The organism is Mycolicibacter kumamotonensis, assembly GCF_002086285.1.
GTDB classification, from domain to species: Bacteria; Actinomycetota; Actinomycetes; order Mycobacteriales; family Mycobacteriaceae; genus Mycobacterium; species Mycobacterium kumamotonense.
The window spans coordinates 1-17,758 of record NZ_MVHU01000058.1 but is presented as its reverse complement, the minus strand read 5'-3'; the positions used below and the strand labels follow the sequence as shown (position 1 = coordinate 17,758).

The window sequence follows — 17,758 nt, the reverse complement described above, 5'->3', positions numbered from 1 at the left end:
CCCCCCCCCCCCCCCCCCCCCCCCCCCCCCCCCCCCCCCCCCCCCCCCCCCCCCCCCCCCCCCCCCCCCCCCCCGCCGGCCCCCCCCCCCCCCCCCCCCCCCGCGACGGCTTTCAGCTCACCCCCCACTGATATCGCCGGCGATATCCGATTCGGCAAGACCCGCTTGGTCACCCGCGGGTGCGGAAGTGGCGGAAGTGGCTACACGCTAGCGGTAGGAGACGACTCCGAGTCCGTTGATGCGACGGAACTCCGAGACATCAGCGGTCAGGACCGGGATTCCGAGTTTCAGGCTGGTACAGCCGATCCAGATGTCGTTGGTGCCGATCAGGTCACTCCGGCGGCGCAACTCCCTGCTGACCGTCGCATAGGTCGACGCGATCTCGTCGTCGACCGGTACGAGGGTGTGGGACTCACGCATCCAGACAATGATCGGGTCGTTGACGCGGTTGAAGCCAGCGGCAAATTCACCCAGTGCGACCGCCGAGAGAAAGAGCTCTGTACCCGGAGATTCGCTCAGAAACCGGTGCGCCGGGCCGTCGTGCTTACCTGCTGCCCCCTCCCGCTGCAGGTCTATGAGGAACGTTGTGTCGACGCCTACGCGGGGTGCCACGATCATCCGGCGCGAGGTCGGTGCGCTGGGCCTCATCGAGGCGGGCGAGGACGTTCTCGTGGCGGGCGGCAGCGCGGCGAGGGAGGCCAGCGGTGCGCCCTTCGGTGCTCCAGTGTGTCCGTTTGAGTACGCGTGAGAATGATTCGTCCGGCGAAGTGCGGGCCGAGCGGAGCCGCTCGTACGCCTCACTATCGATTGAGATCGTCTTGGTGGCCAGACATCCATGTATGGATGCATGCAGGCTAGTTGCGCGCCCGAAGATCAGCGTCCGCTGCACCACGAAGTTGATGAGGGTCGCGGTGCCTTGCGCGGCCACGAACGCCACCGGCAGCGCGCACCGCTAATAGTCCAGCAGGTCCACCACCGCCGACAGCGCCCCGGTGACCAGAAAGCGCCACACCTGTATGGACAGGTGCACGGGACTCTGCGTGGTCTCATTCACCCGGGAAGCTTAAGTCCTAGGCTGAAAACCATGCCCGCCGTCATCGACCGAGTCGAGGCCATTGCGTTGCGCATCCCGCTCAAACCGAACCTAGAGGGTCGCGGTCAACACCGCAGTCGTCTATGCGATGTTCATGGTGGCCCACGATGCGCTGCACCACGCGCTCTCCTCGACCAGCTGGGTGAACTCGGTGGTCGGTCGGGCGGCTTGGCTCTTTGTCGCACCGACGTTTTCGTTGCCGTCGTTCAGCTACGTCCACCTCACGCACCACCGCAACGCCAACGACGGCGAGAACGACCCGGACATGTTCGCCACCCACGGGCCGGCCTGGCAGCTGCCCTTTCGATGGGCGCTGATGGATGTCTTCTATGCCGTCTGGTACTGCCGCCAGCTCAAGCGGCGGCTGCGGCATTCCCGGCGCCGTCCGTTGGCTGAGGTCGCCGAGACGGCGGTGGTGTTCTCGGTGAGTATCGCGGGTGTCTGCATCGCGATCGCCACCGAAAACTTCTGGATCCTCGCGGCCGCCGTGCTGATCCCGCAGCGCATCGGGATGGTGATCCTGGGCTGGTGGTTCGATTGGTTGCCGCACCACGGGCTGGAGCAGACGCAGCAGGAGAATCGCTACCGCGCCACTCGGAACCGGGTCGGCATGGAGCAGGTGTTGATCCCGGTCATGCTCTCCCAGACCTATCACCTGGTGCACCACCTGCACCCGTGGTTGCCGTTCTACCGGTATGCACAGGCCTGGCGCGGCAACGAGGACGCTTACCTGGCCCACGATCCGGCCATCGCCACCGTCTTCGGCCGGGAACTGACACCCGCCGAGTACCGGGAATGGAAGGCGGGGTAGCTCAGCGCACCCGGAAGATCACCGTCCGCTGCACGATGAAGTTGATGACGGTCGCGGTGCCCTGCGCGGCCACGAAGGCCACCGGGAGTGCCCAGCGCTGGTAATCGAGCAGGTCCAGCACCAGGTGGTTGATCCCCACCTGCACGGCGAACGTCAGTGCGTAGAGCGCCATCACCGCGATGAACCGGCCGGTGTGCGCTGAGGACTGAAACGTCCAGCGCCGGTTGATCAGATATGCGGTGATGGTGCCGGCGATGAAGCTGATCGCCTTGGCCAGGTCGACCGTGACGCCGAAGCCCAGGTACAGCAGCAGGTACAGCCCGAAGTCCACCACCGCCGACATCGCCCCGGTCACCAGGAAACGCCACACCTGCGTCGTCAACGGCAGGGGCGTGTTCGTCGAAGCGGTCTCGGCCACCCGGGAAGCTTAAGTCCTACGCTGAGGACCATGCCCGCCGTCATCGCCGAAATCGAGGCGATACCGCTGCGCATTCCGCTCAAGCCCGACCTGCCCGGGGCCGCGTTGTGGGGTGAGACGCTGAGCGCCGCGGACTCGTTGCTGGTCAAGGTGACCACCGACGACGGCGTGGTCGGCTGGGGCGAGGCGTTCGGGCTTTACGGCACCGCGCTGGCCGTCCGCGCGCTCGCCGACCTTGTCGCGCCGCTCTGTCTCGGCCACGGCACTGCCGACATCGCGGCGCTGATGGACCACGTGCAACGCAAGCTGCACGTCTTCGGGCGCGGCGGCGCGATCACCTACGCGCTGTCGGCGGTCGACATCGCGTTGTGGGATATCGCCGGCAAGCGTGCCGGCGTCCCGATCTCGAGGCTGCTGGGGGGCGGTCTTCGGGGCATGCGCTGCTACGCCAGCCTGGCCTGCTACACCGAACCGCACCGGGTCCGCACCGCGGTACGCCGCGTCCTCGACGCCGGATTCACTGCGATCAAGCTGCACGAGTCGACGCTGCCCGCAATGCACGCCGCCCGCGACGAAGCCGGGCCCGAGGTCGCGTTGATCGTCGACGCCGGCTGCGCCTGGACGCTGGGGCAGGCCCAGGCCGTCGCCGCCGAACTGCACGACCTCGGACTGTTGTTCTTAGAGGAGCCGCTGTGGCCGCCGGAGAACTTCGACGGCCTGGCCGAACTGCGCCGCAGCACCGGATTGCCGGTGGCCTCCGGCGAAAACGTCGGCACCATCATGGAATTCGAGCGCCTGCTGACCGCGGGCGCGGTGGACTTCGTGCAGCCCAGCCCGGCCAAGATGGGCGGTATCACCGAGCTGCGCAAGGTCTTTCCGCTGGCGGCCGTGCGCAATGTCGGGATGATGACGCACTCGTTCTACGACGGGCCGGGGCTGCTCGCCGCAATCCAGGTCGCCGCCGCGCTGGGCGGTGCCGACGCGATGATCGAGTGGCGCTGGTTCGACCTGGAGGCCGCGATCTACGGCGACGCGCTGGCGCCAACGAACGGGCGGATCACGGTGCCGGACGGGCCTGGCCTGGGGCTTGACCCGGATCCTGAGGTGATCAGCACCTACCGCTGCGACGGCCGCCGCTCTCGACGGCCGTGAAGGTAGCCGCACGCTGAGCGTCGAACGTGACGCCAATTTCACGCTGGTCCGGAGGCGGATCGGTGTCGGTGGATCGACCTGATATCACTGGCGCTATCCGATCCGGCAACATCCACGTGGTCCTCCTGCGGTACGAAAGTGATGGATGGGGCCCAACCCGGCCAAGCCGACAACCCCACCAACCGGGCTACACCCAGTACGCCACCCGAGCCCGATACTGGCGCAGCACCAGCGCCGCCACCGCCCACCCGAGCACGGTCAGCACGAGCACGATAGCCCAGTGCCGCAGCGGTTGGTGCGCGCCCAGCAGTGGTAGCCGCACCAGGTCCAGGTAGTGCATCAGCGGGTTGAATTCCACCACCGCCGTCCAGCGCGACGCGCCCTGGGCACGCAGGGTGTCGTAGTTCCAGATGATCGGCGTCATCAAGAACAGCAGCTGCACCACCGAGAACAACAGCGGTGAGATGTCCCGGTAGCGGGTGGCCAGGATCCCGAAGCACAGTGACACCCACACGCAGTTCAGCGCGATCAGCGCCAGTGCCGGGATCACCGAAAGATCCGCCCACGACCAGGGTTTCGGAAAGATCAGCGCGATCGGGATGTAGATGACGATGTTGTGGGCGAACAGGATCATCTGCCGCCACACCAGCCGGTAGACATGCACGCTCAGTGGCGTCGGAAGCTGCTTGATCAGGCCCTCGTTGGCGACGAACACATCGGCGCCCTCCAGGATGGCGGCGTTGAGCAGGTTCCACACGATCAGGCCCAGCGTCACGTACGGCAGGTGCACCGCCAGGTCGAGGTGAAACAGCTTGGAGTACAGCCCGCCCATCGCCACCGCCGTGGTCGCGGTGCCGATGGTGATCCAGAACGGTCCCAGCACGCTGCGCCGGTAACGCTGCTTGATGTCCTGCCAGCCCAGGTGCAGCCACAGCTCGTGGCGGCGGAACCCGTCCACCAGGTCGGCCCACGCCCGCGAGAAAGTCTTGGACTGCGCGGCGACATCGGTGAAACTCATTGCTGCCCCTTGGGTTTGGCGAATTGCTCGCGGCGTCCGAGCCGCCGCAGCCGGATCCATTCGATCAACCCGGCCGGGTCGTGGCGGGACACCAGAAAAAACCAGCCGAACCGCAGCCACTCCTGGACCAGCAGCCGGCGCATGCCGGGCTGGGCCATCAGATAGCCGCGGTTGCGGTAGGTGAAATACCGTTTGGCCGCGTCGTCGGGGTACTGGGTGTGCATCCGGCCGGCCAGGATCGGTTTGAACTCCGCCGAACCGCACGGGTGCAGGTAGGCCGCGTTCAGGCACGTCCCGAACGCCAAACCGGAGCGCACCAGCCGCCGGTGCACCTCCACCTCGTCCCCGCGCATGAACAATCGCAGGTCCGGCACCCCCACCGCATCCAGGGCGTCGGCGGTGAACAGCGCCCCGTTGAACAGCGACGCGATCCCAGGCAGCAGGTCCTGGGTTGCGTCACTGCGTAATTCGGCGACCTCGCGCCGCCACACCAGCCCGCGCCGCAGCGGGAACGCCAGTCGGGACGGGTCGTCGATGTTGCACACCATGGGCGACACCTCGGCCAGCGAATGCTCGGCGGCGCAGGCCAGCAGCGCGGCCAGTACACCGGAATCGGCCGGGCGGCCGTCGTCGTCGGCCAGCCATACCCAGTCCGCGCCGGCAGCGAGGGCGTGCAGCATACCTAGGGCGAAACCGCCTGCGCCCCCGAGGTTTCGCCGCGATCCGAGGTAGGTGGATTCCACCGGCTGCCCGGCCACCAGAGCCGCCACCGCAGGATCGTTGTCGTTGTCGACGACGATCACATGGTCCGGGGGGCGGCTTTGGGTCACCAGCGCCTTGAGCGACTCGGCCAGCTGGCGGACCCGCCGGTGGGTGACGACGACCGCGTAAACGGTTTCGGTCACGCCTTGTCCCCGGCCTGGGTCTCGGCGAGCACCTCACGCACGTGCCGGGCGGCGTCGGGGCCCTCATAGGCGCCGACCACCTCCTCGATTCCGCCGGTCATCTTGACGGTGCCGTGGTCGATCCACATGGCGGTCTTGCATAACCGGGCCAGAAACTCGTTGGAATGGCTGGCGAACACCAGGATTCCGGAACGCTCCACCAGCTTCTGCAGCCGGGTCTGGGCCTTCTTCAAGAACTCGGCGTCCACCGCGCCGATGCCCTCATCGAGCAGCAGGATCTCCGGGTCGATGCTGGTGACCACCCCCATCGCCAGCCGTACCCGCATTCCGGTGGAGTAGGTGCGCAGTGGCATCGCCAGATAATCGCCCAGCTCGGTGAACTCGGCGATCTCGTCGACCTTGGCGGCCATCTGCTTGCGGGTCTGCCCGAGGAACAGCCCGCGGATGATGATGTTCTCGTAACCGGAGATCTCCGGGTCCATACCGACACCGAGGTCGAATACCGGCGCCACCCGGCCGACCACACTCGCCGAACCCCGGGTCGGCTCGTAGATGCCCGAAAGCAGCCGCAGCAGTGTGGATTTGCCGGCGCCGTTGTGCCCGACCAGGCCCACCCGGTCCCCGAGCGACAGTGACATGGTGATGTCGCGCAGCGCCTCGACGACCACCACGTTGGAGTTGTTGCGTCCGATCGCCCCGCCGGCCTTGCCGAGAAACGCCTTCTTCAACGACCGCGACTTGGCGTCGAAGATGGGAAACTCCACCCAAGCGTCGCGGGTATCGATACGAGGATCGTTGTCAGACACAGAAATTCCGCTTGCAGGCTTACAGGTATTGACCGGAACCGGTATGGCCCTGCACGCTGTGCCCGCCCGCGGTTGCGCCAGGCGGCAGCGCGCCGTGGCGCATCTGCTCCAGCTGCGCGCGAGCGGCCATCTGCTGGGCGAACAGGGCGGTCTGGATGCCGTGGAACAACCCCTCCAGCCAGCCCACCAGCTGCGCCTGGGCGATCCGCAGTTCGGCGTCCGACGGTGCCGCGTCCTCGCGCAGCGGCAGCGTCAGCCGGTCCAGCTCCTCGCGCAGCTCCGGGGCCAGGCCATCCTCGAGCTCGCGGATGCTGGCCGCGTGCACCTCCCGCAACCGCACCCGGCTGGCGTCGTCGAGCGGGGCCGAGCGCACCTCCTCGAGCAGCTGCTTGATCATGGTGCCGATCCGCATCACCTTCGCGGGCTGCTCGATCAGGTCGGTCAGCGACTGCTCGTCGCCCTCGGCGTCACTCGGCGCCCCGGTCGAAAGCAGCCGAGGGTCGCCGCCGCTGATGATCTCAATGTCGTCTGAGCCGTTATTGCCGGTGCTCAACGTCCCCGCCTCCCTGCCATTCGTAGATACTCGCCCCGCCATTGTCGTAGATCTTGGCCCAGGACCGCGATTTCTCCAGTGACACTAGCCCGTCGGGCAGAGTGAACCCGCGCACCGTGGGGCTGCTGATCAGCACGTAACGGATGTTGAGCGCGTGGATGGCCCGCGCCACCCGCGGATCGGTGTCGGCGTCGTCGGCGTAGGCCCAGAAGATGAATCGCTGCGGGCCGGGCCCCTGCTGCTGGGGGTAGTCGTAGTGCGTCCACAGCGGGCGCAGGCCGGCGACGGCGTACATCCAGGCGCTGCCGTCGACGTTGGCGTTGCCGATCACGGTGTCACGGGCGCCGGGCAGCGCGGCAAGGTAGGCGAACGCCTCCAGGTCGCGGGCGTCGATGATCACCGAGTCGTACTTGTCGCCGAACAGAAACGCGTGCCGTGGCAGATAGTGCCGGGCCAGCCCCACCGCCGTCGCGGTCACCAGCACCCCGGTCAACACGTCGCGCAGGCGCCCCGGCACCGGCGTGAGCACCAGGGCGGCCAGCCACGCCAGCCCGACGCCGGCCATCGGGACCAGCAGCAGCGTCATCGCCGCCATGATCCGGCGGGGGTCGCTGTAGAACAGGTCGGTGAAGCGGCCGACAACCGCGCCGGCCGGGCCGCCGAGCGGGGCCGAGGACTGCACCACGCCCACCACCAGCACCGCCCACAGCGCCAGCGGCCACCACACCTTGCGGACCGCCAGCAGTACCGCGCCGACGGCGGTCAGGCCGACCAGGGCGTACTGGATCGGAAAGTCGTTGAGGTGGCGGGTGTAGAGCAGCAGCGCGTCGCGCAGCGCGGACTTGCGGCCCTCATGGGTCAGAAACGAGTGCCCGGCGATGATGTCGGCCTGCCTGCGCACGCTCAGCAACTGCGGCAGCAGCAGCAGCGCGGTCGACACCAAGACCGTGGCCAGCGCCAGGGTGTCGCGGCGCTTGCCGCGCAACGGGTTCCACAACGCCCCGTCCGGGGGGCACAGCCACCAGGCCGCCAGCAGCAACACCGTCACCACGCCGCCGGTCAGATGCACCGAGAACACCCCGACCAGCGCCAGCACCGCCACGGCGATCCGGTCCCGCAGCGTGCGCACCGCGGTGACCAGGGCGAACGTCGGCACCACCAGCCCGTAGGCCACCAGGTTGGGCATCGCCGCGGTGCCGAACTCGACATAGGGCAGCGCGGTGAACGACGCCGACAGCGCCGCGGCGGTGCCGGACACCAGCGCAGCGCGCCGGGTGGTGGTGACCCGCTGCAGCAGATTCCAGGTGAGCAGCGCGGCGCTGATCGGGAACAACCACACCGAGGCGGCCAGGCCGGCCAGGGTGTAGCCGGTGGTGGGTGCCGCGCCGGTCAGCTGACACAGCACCGCGGTCAGCGCGTGAAACGCCGACGGGTAATAGAGCGGCGCGTGGGTTTCGACGTTGCGCAGTTCACCCATGTGCGTGGGCGAGGCCTGGCCGGTGTCGAGGATGAAGCGGACGGTGTTGGCGTGCCAGACCGCGTCCCAGGTGCTGGGGATGCTCTGCCAGTCCGGCAGTCCCCGCACCGCCGCCCAGCCGATCAGCAGCATGCCCAGCAACACCCCGGCGGCCACCGTCAACATCGGGCCGACGGCGTTCGTCGGCGCGGCCACCACAACGGCCGAACCGCGGTCCAGCAACCTCCGAACACCTCGGGCCAGGCCGCCCACCAGCGCGCCGACCACGACCAGTGTGGCCAGTGCGGTGGCGGCGTTCCACGGGATTCCCACCGCCCCGAACGGCACGATGGCCAGGCCCACCAGTCCGTACGTCAGTGCCGGGCCGACCGTGACCGCCAGGGGCCAACTCAGCCGTGCACCGGCGGCGACGAGTGCCCCGGGTAGGACCAGCAGCACAAGAGCGGCAACCATTCCGAACGCCAGAAGCACTGCACTAGTATGTCTGCCAAGGTGACACGGCTCAGCGCAGCGGGGGAGCTATCCGGTGATCCGATACTTTCACCCATCACCCGATCTTGAGTAGTTCTAAGGTGGCTGACATGGCCTTCGATGTCGCCAGGGTGCGTGGATTGCATCCGACGCTCGGTGACGGGTGGGTGCATTTCGACGCTCCTTCCGGCATGTTGATCCCGGATTCCGTGGCGACCACGGTCTCGACCGCGTTCCGTGGCTCGCTGGCGACGGCGTCGGGTCCGCACCCGGCCGCCCGACGCAGTGCCGCCGTGCTGGTCGCGGCGCGCCAGGCGGTGGCCGACCTGGTCGGCGGTGATCCAGCCGGGGTGGTGCTGGGCCCCGACCGGGCGGTGTTGCTGAACGCGCTGGCCGAGGCCGCGTCGTCGCGGGTCAGCCTGGGTTATGAGACGGTGGTCAGCCGGCTCGACGACGAGGCCAACATCGCACCCTGGGTGCGCGCCGCGAACCGCTACGGCGCCAAGCTCAAATGGGCCGAGGTGGACATCGAGACCGGGGAGCTGCCGAGTTGGCAGTGGGAGAACCTGATCACCCCGTCGACCCGGCTGGTGGCCGTCACCTCCGCGTCGGGCGTGCTGGGCACGGCCACCGACCTGCGGCCGGTCACCAAGCTGGTCCACGAGGTGGGCGGGGTGGCCATCGTCGACCACTGCGCGGCGGCGCCCTACCAGCTGATCGACATCAACGACGTCGAGGCCGACGTGGTGGCCCTCAACGCGGCTTGCTGGGGCGGCCCCCCGGTGGGTGCGCTGGTCTTCCGTGACCCGGCGCTGATCGACACGTTCGGGTCGGTGTCGCTGAACCCGCACGCGGTGGGCCCGGCGCGCCTGGAGGTCGGCCTGCACCAGTTCGGCCTGCTGGCCGGGGTGGTGGCCAGCGTCGAATACCTGGCCTCGCTCGACGAGTCGGCCAGGGGCAACCGGCCCGAGCGGCTGTCGATCTCCATGCAGTCGGCCGGGCAGTATCTGAACCGGCTATTCGACTATCTGGTCGGCTCGTTGCGGTCGCTGCCGCTGGTGATGATGATCGGCCAGCCGGACGTGCGCATTCCGGTGGTCAGCTTCGCGGTGCAGAAGGTGCCCGCCGAACGGGTGGTGCAGCGCTTGGCCGACAACGGTGTGTTGGCGATCGCCAACGCAGGGTCACGGGTGCTGGACGTGATCGGCGTCAACGACATCGGCGGGGCGGTCACGGTCGGGTTGAGCCACTACTCGACGACGGCCGAGGTCGACCAGCTGGTGCGGGCGCTGGCTTCCCTGGGTTAACCCCGGGCGATGTCGCGATCGCCGCTACGCTGTGGGCGATTACCGTCCGAGATCCGAAGTTGGCCGAGTTGACGACATCCGCTACCCCCACGGCGCCGGAAACCCTGGTGGAGTTGCTGCGGCAGCAGGCCGCCCGCCTCCAGGACACGCCCGCGTTCATCTTCTGCCCGGAAGGCGATGAGGAACAGAGCCGGGTCAGCTATCGCGAACTCGACGAACGGGCCCGCGCGATCGCATCGAGCCTGCAGCGCCGCGGCGCCGTCGGGCAGCGGGTGCTGGTGCTGTGCCGCCCCGGCGTGGACAGCATCGCCGGGCTGTTCGGCTGTTTCTACGCCGGCGCCGTCGCCGTTCCGGTCGACGAGCACTGGACGGTCCGGCGGGTCGAGACCGTCGTCCCCCAGACGCAGGCCCGGTTCGCGCTGGCGACGGCCAAGACCCAGGCCAAGATGAAGGCCACGGTGGCCGGGCTGACCGACGGGCCGGTGAGCTGGCTGGCGATGGACGAAGTCGAGGGCGACGGGGCGACCTGGGTATCGCAGGACGTCGACGAGGACACCATCGCGATGATCCAGTACACGTCGGGTTCCACCGGGGTGCCCAAAGGCTGCATGCTCACGCACCGCAACTACGTCCACAACCTCGAGGGCATGCGCCAGGCCTGGGATCCCCGGTCCGACGATCCGGTGTTCTCCAGCCCGGTCAGCGGGGTGTCCTGGCTGCCGCAATACCACGACATGGGCTTCGTCGGCGGCATCCTGGGCACGCTCTACGGCGGCCGTACCACCGTGCTGATGTCGCCGAGCGCCTTTCTGATGCGCCCGATGCGCTGGCTGCAGGCGATGTCGCGATACCGGGCGGTGATCAGTGCCGCACCCAACTTCGCCTACGAGGCCTGCGTCAAGCGCAGCACCGAGGAACAACGCGCGGCGCTCGATCTGTCCCACTGGTCGATGGCCGTGGTCGGCGCCGATCCGATCCGGCCCGCGACGCTGCGCGCGTTCACCGAGGCGTTCGCGCCGGCCGGTTTCCGGCCCGAGGCGTTGCGGCCGGCCTACGGCCTGGCCGAGGCGACGCTGGGCGTTTCGGGGGTGTCGAACTCGGTGGTGCCGGTGGTCCGCCAGATCGACCGGGCGGCGCTCGGCGAGGACCGGGTCGTCGAGGTCGGCGACGACGCCGCGGCCGACACCGCGGTGGCGCTGGTGGGCTGCGGCAGCCGGCAGGGCGACCAGGACGTCATCATCGTCGACCCGGACACCAGGCTGCGGTGCGGGCCCGACGAGGTAGGGGAGATCTGGGTTTCGGGTCCCAGCGTCGGCGCCGGCTACTGGGGGCGGCCGGAGGAGACCGAGCACGCCTTCCACGCCCGGCTGGCCGATACTGGGGAGGGCCCGTACCTGCGCACCGGCGACCTGGGATTCTTCCGTGGCAGCGAGCTGTTCGTCACCGGCCGGTGCAAGGACCTGATGACCATCGGCGGCTGCAGCCATTACCCCAACGACATCGAGATGACCGTGCAGGACTGCCACCCGGCGCTGCTGCCCGGACGCGGTGCGGCATTCCAGCTGCCGACCAAGCGCAACGCCCCCGAGCACCTGGTCGTCGTGCAGGAGGTCCACCACCACGATGGAGCCGGGATCGATCCGAACGAGCTGATCGACAAGGCCCGGGAGGCGATCCGGACCCACCACGGCATCGACGCGCAGGCCGTGGTGCTGCTCAAGCCGATGCGGATACCGACCACCACCAGCGGCAAGATCCAGCGCCGCGCGTGCCGGGAGCAGTACCTCGCCGGTGAGCTGGCCCCGCTGGCGCAGTGGCAGGCGCCGATGCCGCAGAACAGCGGCCCCGACGACAAGAGCGCGCTGATCTCGGGCCTGGTGCGGCTCGCGGCCACCGGATTGGCGCAGCGGCGGAGGGGCTCACAGGGCGACTTGCCGGGCCGCGGCTGAGCGGTACCGAAATGCTCTGCGGCACAAAGATTTAGCCGCGGATCGTGACGACCTTGTCGCCCTTCGTCACGAATAGCCCACTGGCGCACCGAAATCCGCGTCGGTTCGGACGTCTCGGCTGGGTGCTCGTCGTGCGGACCGGCTCGGTGCCGGGTAACGAGGTCCCCGTTACGCGCTGCGCCGCGGAAGTTTGCTGAGGCGGCACACCGCGGCGCCGGCGCCGGCGCGCCGATCACCGGCCGTGGGGTAGCGGCTCGGTAGGTCTGACCCCCACCGGCAAGGGCGGTACCCGGCCGGCTGCGGGCACCACCGCCGGCGCGTCCGGCCCGGCGCTTCGGCCCCGCCTGGGGTCCGCCGCACCGGCCCTGCGGGGCCGGCGCCGACGGCGACGTCGTCGCGCTGATGTTCGGCCCGCCACTGCACGGTGTTCATCAGGTTTCCCGCGCCCCCGGAACCCCTCCATGACCCCCGTGCATCTCCGAATAGCCATTAACAAAAACCTTAGAAACGATTTTCGCCCAAACGGTCGTATCCGCGTGATAGGGATACAGACGTCCGCTGCGGCGGACCTGTATCGCCATACGAGGCGTTTTCCGCCGTTTTGTTCCGGCGTTTCATGAGAAAAATTTCGCTTCGACAAAGTAAAAAACTCATGTGACGTTCAGCAACGTCCATGATCAGTTTCCGTAGGAGAGCATGATGCAGCTGGCGCTTCGCCCGTACGTCACCCCCGGCGTCGTCATCGCGGGCGCCACGCTCGTCGCGGTCAATGCGGCCGTCCCGACCGCCGTGCTTAAGCCGCAGCCGGAGGTCCGCCAGGTACTGCCCGACGTGCAACACCGCCCGGTCGCGCTCACCGCCGGCCCGGACTTCTTCCAGCCCTACGTCGACCTCTTCAACAACACCGCCGCCAACCTGGTGGCGATGGGGTCCGACAACGGCTGGGGCAACCTGATCACCCAGATCCTCACCGATCCGTCGTCGCTGTCGAAGTTGCCAGAGGTGATCGACTTCCTGACCAACCCGATGCCGACCATCAGCGGCAGCGACCCGATCATGGTGCTGCTCTCGCCGCTGCTGACCCTCGGCATGGGCATCATCGGCCCGTTGGTCACCGTCAACAACGCCTGGCACGAGATCAACGAGCAGATCTGGAACCCGACCAATCCGATGGATCCGTTCGCGGCGATCTTCACCGCACCGGCCGTCTTGCTCAACGCCTACCTCAACGGCACCGACACCCTGGACATCCTGGGCATCCACATCCCGGCCTGGAACGGGATCCTGGTCCCCGGCCAGAACCTTGAAATCGACTTGACCGCAGGCGATGTGGTCGACGGTCTGAAGATCGGCGACCAGACCGTCGCCGGCCTGCTCGACCAGACCGGGATCGGCACGATGTCGGTCGCGGGCATGCTGACCGGCCTGATGGACACCCTGGGCCTCGGGGACCAGACTCCCGTCGACCTGCTCGACTCCCTGGGGCTCGGCGACCAGCAGATCTCCAGCGTGCTGTCGACCGTGCTCGACGCCGTCGGGATCGGCAACCCGACCATCACCGACATCATGGACCAGTTGGGCATCGGCGACGTCCAGGTCTCCGACCTCGTCATCGACCTGACCCACGCGCTGGGCTTCGACAACCCGACGATCACCGGTCTCGCCGACGACCTGGGCGTGGCCGACCTCAAGCTGGCCGACCTCGGCACCCACGTGCTCAGTGCACTGGGCATCGGTGACCCGACGGTCAGCGGACTGCTGGCCACGGTCGGGGCCGACGGGCTGACCCTGAACGGACTGCTCACCACCGCGGTCGACGCGCTGGGCCTGGGCGGGCAGACCCCGGCGTCGATCATCGACGCGCTCGGCGGCGGCGACCTGACCTCCCACGAGGTGATCACCTCACTGCTCAACGGCCTGGGCCTGGGCAACCAGACCATGTTCGACCTGCTGAGTCAGGCCGGCGTGGCCAACGCCGACCTGGGCGAGATCGCGATCGCGGTCCTCGGCGATGCGGGCAACACCTCGATGGCCGACGTGCTCGAGGCGGCGGGCTTCGCCGACGTCACCGTCAAGGACTTCACCGACCTGTTGGGCCTCACCAACCTGTCGCTGGGCACCGTCTTCGGCAACCTGCAGAGCATGGGGGTCATCGGGAACCTCACGATCAACGACTTCATCGCCGCCACCGGCGGCACCCCGCTGGACAAGGGCGGGGACACGTCGTTGATCTCCGCGCTCGGCGGCCAGACCATCGGCCAGATCCTGGAAGACCAGGGCATGCTCAACTCGCCGCTCATCGCGCTGCTCGGCGACATGGGCACGATGTCGCTGGCCGACATGATCCGCGAGAACTTCTCGATGCCGCTGATCGACATGCTCGACCAGTCCGGCATGGCCGACATGACCCTGACCGACCTGGTGCTGGCGAACATGCCCGACCAGCCGCTGTCGGAGCTGCTCGGCGTCATGGGCAACACCACGCTGGCCGACCTGATCAACCAGCTGGTCCCGGCCGACCAGACCATCGTCGACATGCTCAACGACGCGGGCATCGGCAACATGCACCTGAGCGAACTGCTCGACCAGTTCCTCGGCGACCAGACCGTGGCCAATGCGCTCGACGACGGCGGCCTGGGCAGCATGCACCTCGACGACATCATCACCCAGGCGCTGGGCGGTCAGACCCTCAACGACATGCTCAGCGAATTCGGCATCGGCGGCCAGTCGCTGAGCGACCTGTTCGACCAGTTCTTCGGCGACATGACCCTCAGCGACGGCCTCATCGATGTGGGCTTGGGCGACCAAACCCTCAACGAGCTGATCGACTCGCTGTTCGGGACGTCGACGGTCAGCTCGCTGCTCGGCGACTTCGGCACCCAGACCGTCGACGAGCTGCTGGCGTCCCTGGGGCTGGGCGACCTCAGCGTGATCAACGCCCAGATCGAGGAATTCTTCGGTTCGATGGCCTACTTCTTCGACGGCCTGCCGAACCAGATCGCGGCGGTGCTCGGTGCTTAAACGACCTGAGCGACAGAGCAACTTGGGAACTTCGGTCCGGGAGGACATCATGCAGCACACGCTTCGTCCGTACGTCACCACCGGTCTGGCCATCGTCGGCGTCGGCCTCGTCGCGGTGCCGCCGGCGGCGTCGCAACTGCCGCAGCTGCAGCGGCAGGTCGTCGAGCAGCGCGCCGTCGCACTGACCGCCGACGGTGACTTCTTCTCGCCCTACACCGACCTGTTCAACCACACCGCCGCCAATCTGCAAGCGCTGAACCAGAACTCCGTCGACATGTGGGGTCTGCTGCAGCACATCTTCACCAACCCGCAGCAGGCACTGGCCGGCATCCCGGACGTCATCAACATCTTCACCAACCCGCTGCCCACCATCGACGCGCAACTGCTGCCGTTCCCGGCCGACATCAGCGTGCAGCTGCCCACCTGGATGAGCTCGATGCTCGCCGGGATGGGGCCGTGGATCGCCCTGGCCAACGCCTGGCAAGACCTGATGGGCCAGATCTTCAACTTCAACGACCCGATGGCGGCGCTGTCCGCACTGGTCGGTGCGCCGGCGATCCTGCTGGACGCCTTCCTCAACGGCCACGACGGCCTGGACATCGGGGGCTTTTCCATCCCGCTGTTCAACGGCCTGCTCACCCCGGCTCAACCGCTGGGGATCAGCATCGACATCGGCACCATCGTCGACGCCAGCGGGATGGGCGACCAGACCCTCACCGGACTGCTCAGCGAGGCCGGCATCGGCGATACCCCGCTGGACACCCTGATCATCGACCTGCTCGACCAGTTCGGTTTCGGCCACATGACACCGGTCGACGTGCTCAACGAATTCGGCATCGGCACCGAGTCACTGTCCAACCTGCTGATCGGGTTGTTCAACGAGGCCGGCATCGGCAACCCCACCATCGCCCAACTGCTGACCGACCTCGGCGGCATCAGCCCGGACGACTCGATCGCCAGTCTGCTGATCGCCCTGCTCAACTCGACCGACATCGGTAACCCCACGCTGTCCGAGCTGATCCTGGACCTCGTCGGTGGTGACAACCAGACGGTGGGCGGGCTGATCAAGGACCTGCTCGGCGCTTCGGGTACGGAATCCCTTGCCAGCCTGGTCGATCCGAGCTGGACCGTCGGCGGCCTGCTGACCGACGCGATGGGCGACCCCCCGCTGACCGACTTCTTCGAGCAGCTGGGCCTGGGCAGCATGACGCTGGGCACCGCGCTCGGCAGCCTGTTCGGCGAGATGGGCGACGACACGCTGATCGACCTGCTCAACAACGGCTTCCTGGGGCCGGACTTCACCGGCAGCACCGGCCTGATGGACATGCTGGGCTCGATGTTCCCGCCCGGGACCACCTTCAGCGACTTCATCGGCGACTACGGCAACCAGACCATCGGCCAGGTGCTGGCGGCGATCCCGACCGGGGAGAACACCCTCGGTATCGATCCGCTCACCCCGCTGACCGACATCAAGTTCACCCAGCTGATGTCGATCGCCGGTATCGGTGACACGCCGCTGGCCGAGCTCTCCCCGGAGAACGCCAGCCTGATCGAGAAGATCGGTAACCCGACGCTCAACGCGCTGATGGGCACCAACACCGTCGGCGAGACCCTGCAGAACCTGCACCTCTACGACGCCACGGTCTCCCAGATGGTCCAGGCGATGGGCCTGTCGAACTTCCAGCTGGAGACGCTGTTCGAGGGCCTGGGCAACCTGAGCGGCAACGTCACGCTGGAGGAGTTCTTCACCGACCTGGGCTTCAACCCGACCCTCAACGAGCTCATGGCCAGCCTGCTCGACGGGATGGGCCTGGGCGACACCAGCCTGCTGACCCTGTTCGAGGACTGGGGCATGGGCAGCGTCGGGCTGACCAACCTGATCGACGCGCTGGGCCTGGACAACCTCAACATCGCGTCGATGCTCAACGCCCTCGGCCTGAACAACATCGACCTGGACATGTTCATCGACCGAATCGGCTTGAGCGGCATCTCGATTGCCGGCCTGCTCAGCGATCTGGGCATGGACAACAGGCACCTCGACGAGGTCATCAACGACCTGCTGGGTGCGACGTCGATCGGCAGCATGCTGGGCGGCCTCGGTCTCGACGAGGTGCACCTGGACAGCTTCATCACCGATCTGATGACCAGTGTGCTCGGCGACCCGACCCTGGGAACGCTGCTGGGTTGGCTGGGTCTGGACAACAACGACCTGGACACCATCATCGCCAACCTCGGTCTGGACGGTGTGTCGATCAACTCGCTGCTCACCGATTTGGGCTTGGGCGCCACCACTATCGACGACCTGATCAGTGGACTGGGTCTGTCCGATCTGGGTCTGGTCGACGTCAACGCCGACTTCTACGGGCTGCTCCCTGAGTGGTTCAACAACATACCGCAGCAGATCGCCGAAGCGTTGGGCTTCTTCGGCTGATCCTGCGCTACGACAAGCCGATGTTCTGAGAACTAAACGACAACCGAGCTAGCACAACTGTGGGCCAGCACAGATAGGAAAACCCAAATGGCAGTAGGGCGTATCACTTCAGGCAACGGTCTCTCACGTCGGCGTGGCCGACCACTGCTAGGTGCCGGTAGTGCGGTTGGGGCGTTTTTGGCGTTTGGGGTGGCGCCGGTGTCGGTGGCTCCGGTGGTTCATGCTGATGAGTTGGATTGGGTTGTTGATTTTCTTGGGTCGGATTTGGTTGGGGCGCTGGGGGATTTGGGTCAGGCTTCGTCGTGGGAGACGTTGTTTGATGCGGCGTCGTGGGAGCCGTTGTTGG

14 protein-coding genes and 1 pseudogene are annotated in these 17,758 nt (G+C 67.5%); 6 read left to right on the top strand and 9 right to left on the bottom strand.

Annotated elements, in window-relative coordinates; genetic code table 11:
• Positions 1-207: 207 nt before the first annotated feature.
• The 3 genes and pseudogenes from BST28_RS21995 to BST28_RS24950 form a co-directional block, all read right to left on the bottom strand.
• A complete protein-coding gene (locus BST28_RS21995; RefSeq protein WP_234808377.1) occupies positions 208-618 on the bottom strand; it encodes a type II toxin-antitoxin system VapC family toxin in 411 nt (136 codons plus the stop codon).
• Positions 545-889: an antitoxin VapB family protein gene (locus tag BST28_RS25395; protein ID WP_526022682.1), complete on the bottom strand. Its 345-nt coding sequence runs from the start codon at positions 887-889 to the stop codon at positions 545-547. Before BST28_RS25395 ends, BST28_RS21995 begins: the two co-directional genes overlap by 74 nt.
• Positions 869-946 (bottom strand): annotated as a pseudogene (locus BST28_RS24950) (GtrA family protein); the annotation flags it as partial. The pseudogene BST28_RS24950 and the gene BST28_RS25395, both read right to left, overlap by 21 nt.
• A gap of 241 nt (positions 947-1,187) precedes the next feature.
• On the opposite strand from BST28_RS24950, the gene BST28_RS21985 reads away from it, so the two are divergent.
• Positions 1,188-1,904, top strand: coding sequence for a fatty acid desaturase (locus tag BST28_RS21985; protein ID WP_165758131.1), 717 nt, complete (start codon positions 1,188-1,190; stop codon positions 1,902-1,904).
• Position 1,905: 1 nt separating this feature from the next.
• Here BST28_RS21985 and BST28_RS21980 read toward each other — a convergent pair whose 3' ends face one another.
• The gene (locus BST28_RS21980; RefSeq protein ID WP_083083083.1) at positions 1,906-2,322 is read right to left on the bottom strand and encodes a GtrA family protein; all 417 of its coding nucleotides are present in this window, start codon (positions 2,320-2,322) and stop codon (positions 1,906-1,908) included.
• A 30-nt stretch (positions 2,323-2,352) separates the two neighbouring features.
• Here BST28_RS21980 and BST28_RS21975 point away from each other — a divergent pair, with 30 nt between their 5' ends.
• Entirely contained in the window at positions 2,353-3,474 is a 1,122-nt protein-coding gene (locus BST28_RS21975; protein WP_083083081.1) for a mandelate racemase/muconate lactonizing enzyme family protein, read from the top strand.
• Positions 3,475-3,661: 187 nt separating this feature from the next.
• Here the strand turns inward: BST28_RS21975 and wzm are convergent, their stop codons facing one another.
• Genes wzm through BST28_RS21950 form a run of 5 tightly spaced genes read right to left on the bottom strand, consistent with a single transcriptional unit; the run spans position 3,662 to position 8,686 of the window.
• Positions 3,662-4,492, bottom strand: coding sequence for a galactan export ABC transporter permease subunit Wzm/RfbD (gene wzm, locus BST28_RS21970; protein WP_083083079.1), 831 nt, complete (start codon positions 4,490-4,492; stop codon positions 3,662-3,664).
• Entirely contained in the window at positions 4,489-5,397 is a 909-nt protein-coding gene (gene glfT1, locus BST28_RS21965) for a galactofuranosyltransferase GlfT1 (RefSeq protein WP_083083077.1), read from the bottom strand. The genes wzm and glfT1 overlap by 4 nt, the downstream gene beginning before the upstream one ends.
• Entirely contained in the window at positions 5,394-6,203 is an 810-nt protein-coding gene (gene wzt, locus BST28_RS21960; RefSeq protein ID WP_083083075.1) for a galactan export ABC transporter ATP-binding subunit Wzt/RfbE, read from the bottom strand. The genes glfT1 and wzt overlap by 4 nt, the downstream gene beginning before the upstream one ends.
• Positions 6,204-6,222: 19 nt before the next feature.
• Positions 6,223-6,798, bottom strand: coding sequence for a bacterial proteasome activator family protein (locus BST28_RS21955; protein WP_109560770.1), 576 nt, complete (start codon positions 6,796-6,798; stop codon positions 6,223-6,225).
• Complete coding sequence (locus BST28_RS21950; protein ID WP_420093456.1) at positions 6,740-8,686, bottom strand: DUF6541 family protein; 1,947 nt, start codon at positions 8,684-8,686, stop codon at positions 6,740-6,742. Before BST28_RS21950 ends, BST28_RS21955 begins: the two co-directional genes overlap by 59 nt.
• Positions 8,687-8,814: 128 nt before the next feature.
• Here BST28_RS21950 and BST28_RS21945 point away from each other — a divergent pair, with 128 nt between their 5' ends.
• The 4 genes from BST28_RS21945 (at position 8,815) to BST28_RS21930 (ending at position 17,412) form a co-directional block, all read left to right on the top strand.
• A complete protein-coding gene (locus tag BST28_RS21945; protein ID WP_083083069.1) occupies positions 8,815-10,011 on the top strand; it encodes a cysteine desulfurase-like protein in 1,197 nt (398 codons plus the stop codon).
• A 68-nt stretch (positions 10,012-10,079) separates the two neighbouring features.
• Positions 10,080-11,960, top strand: coding sequence for a fatty acyl-AMP ligase (locus BST28_RS21940; protein WP_234808376.1), 1,881 nt, complete (start codon positions 10,080-10,082; stop codon positions 11,958-11,960).
• 696 nt (positions 11,961-12,656) lie between these two features.
• Positions 12,657-14,981: an autotransporter outer membrane beta-barrel domain-containing protein gene (locus tag BST28_RS21935; RefSeq protein ID WP_083083066.1), complete on the top strand. Its 2,325-nt coding sequence runs from the start codon at positions 12,657-12,659 to the stop codon at positions 14,979-14,981.
• Positions 14,982-15,030: 49 nt separating this feature from the next.
• The gene (locus BST28_RS21930; protein WP_083083064.1) at positions 15,031-17,412 is read left to right on the top strand and encodes a hypothetical protein; all 2,382 of its coding nucleotides are present in this window, start codon (positions 15,031-15,033) and stop codon (positions 17,410-17,412) included.
• The last annotated feature ends 346 nt before the right edge of the window (positions 17,413-17,758 follow it).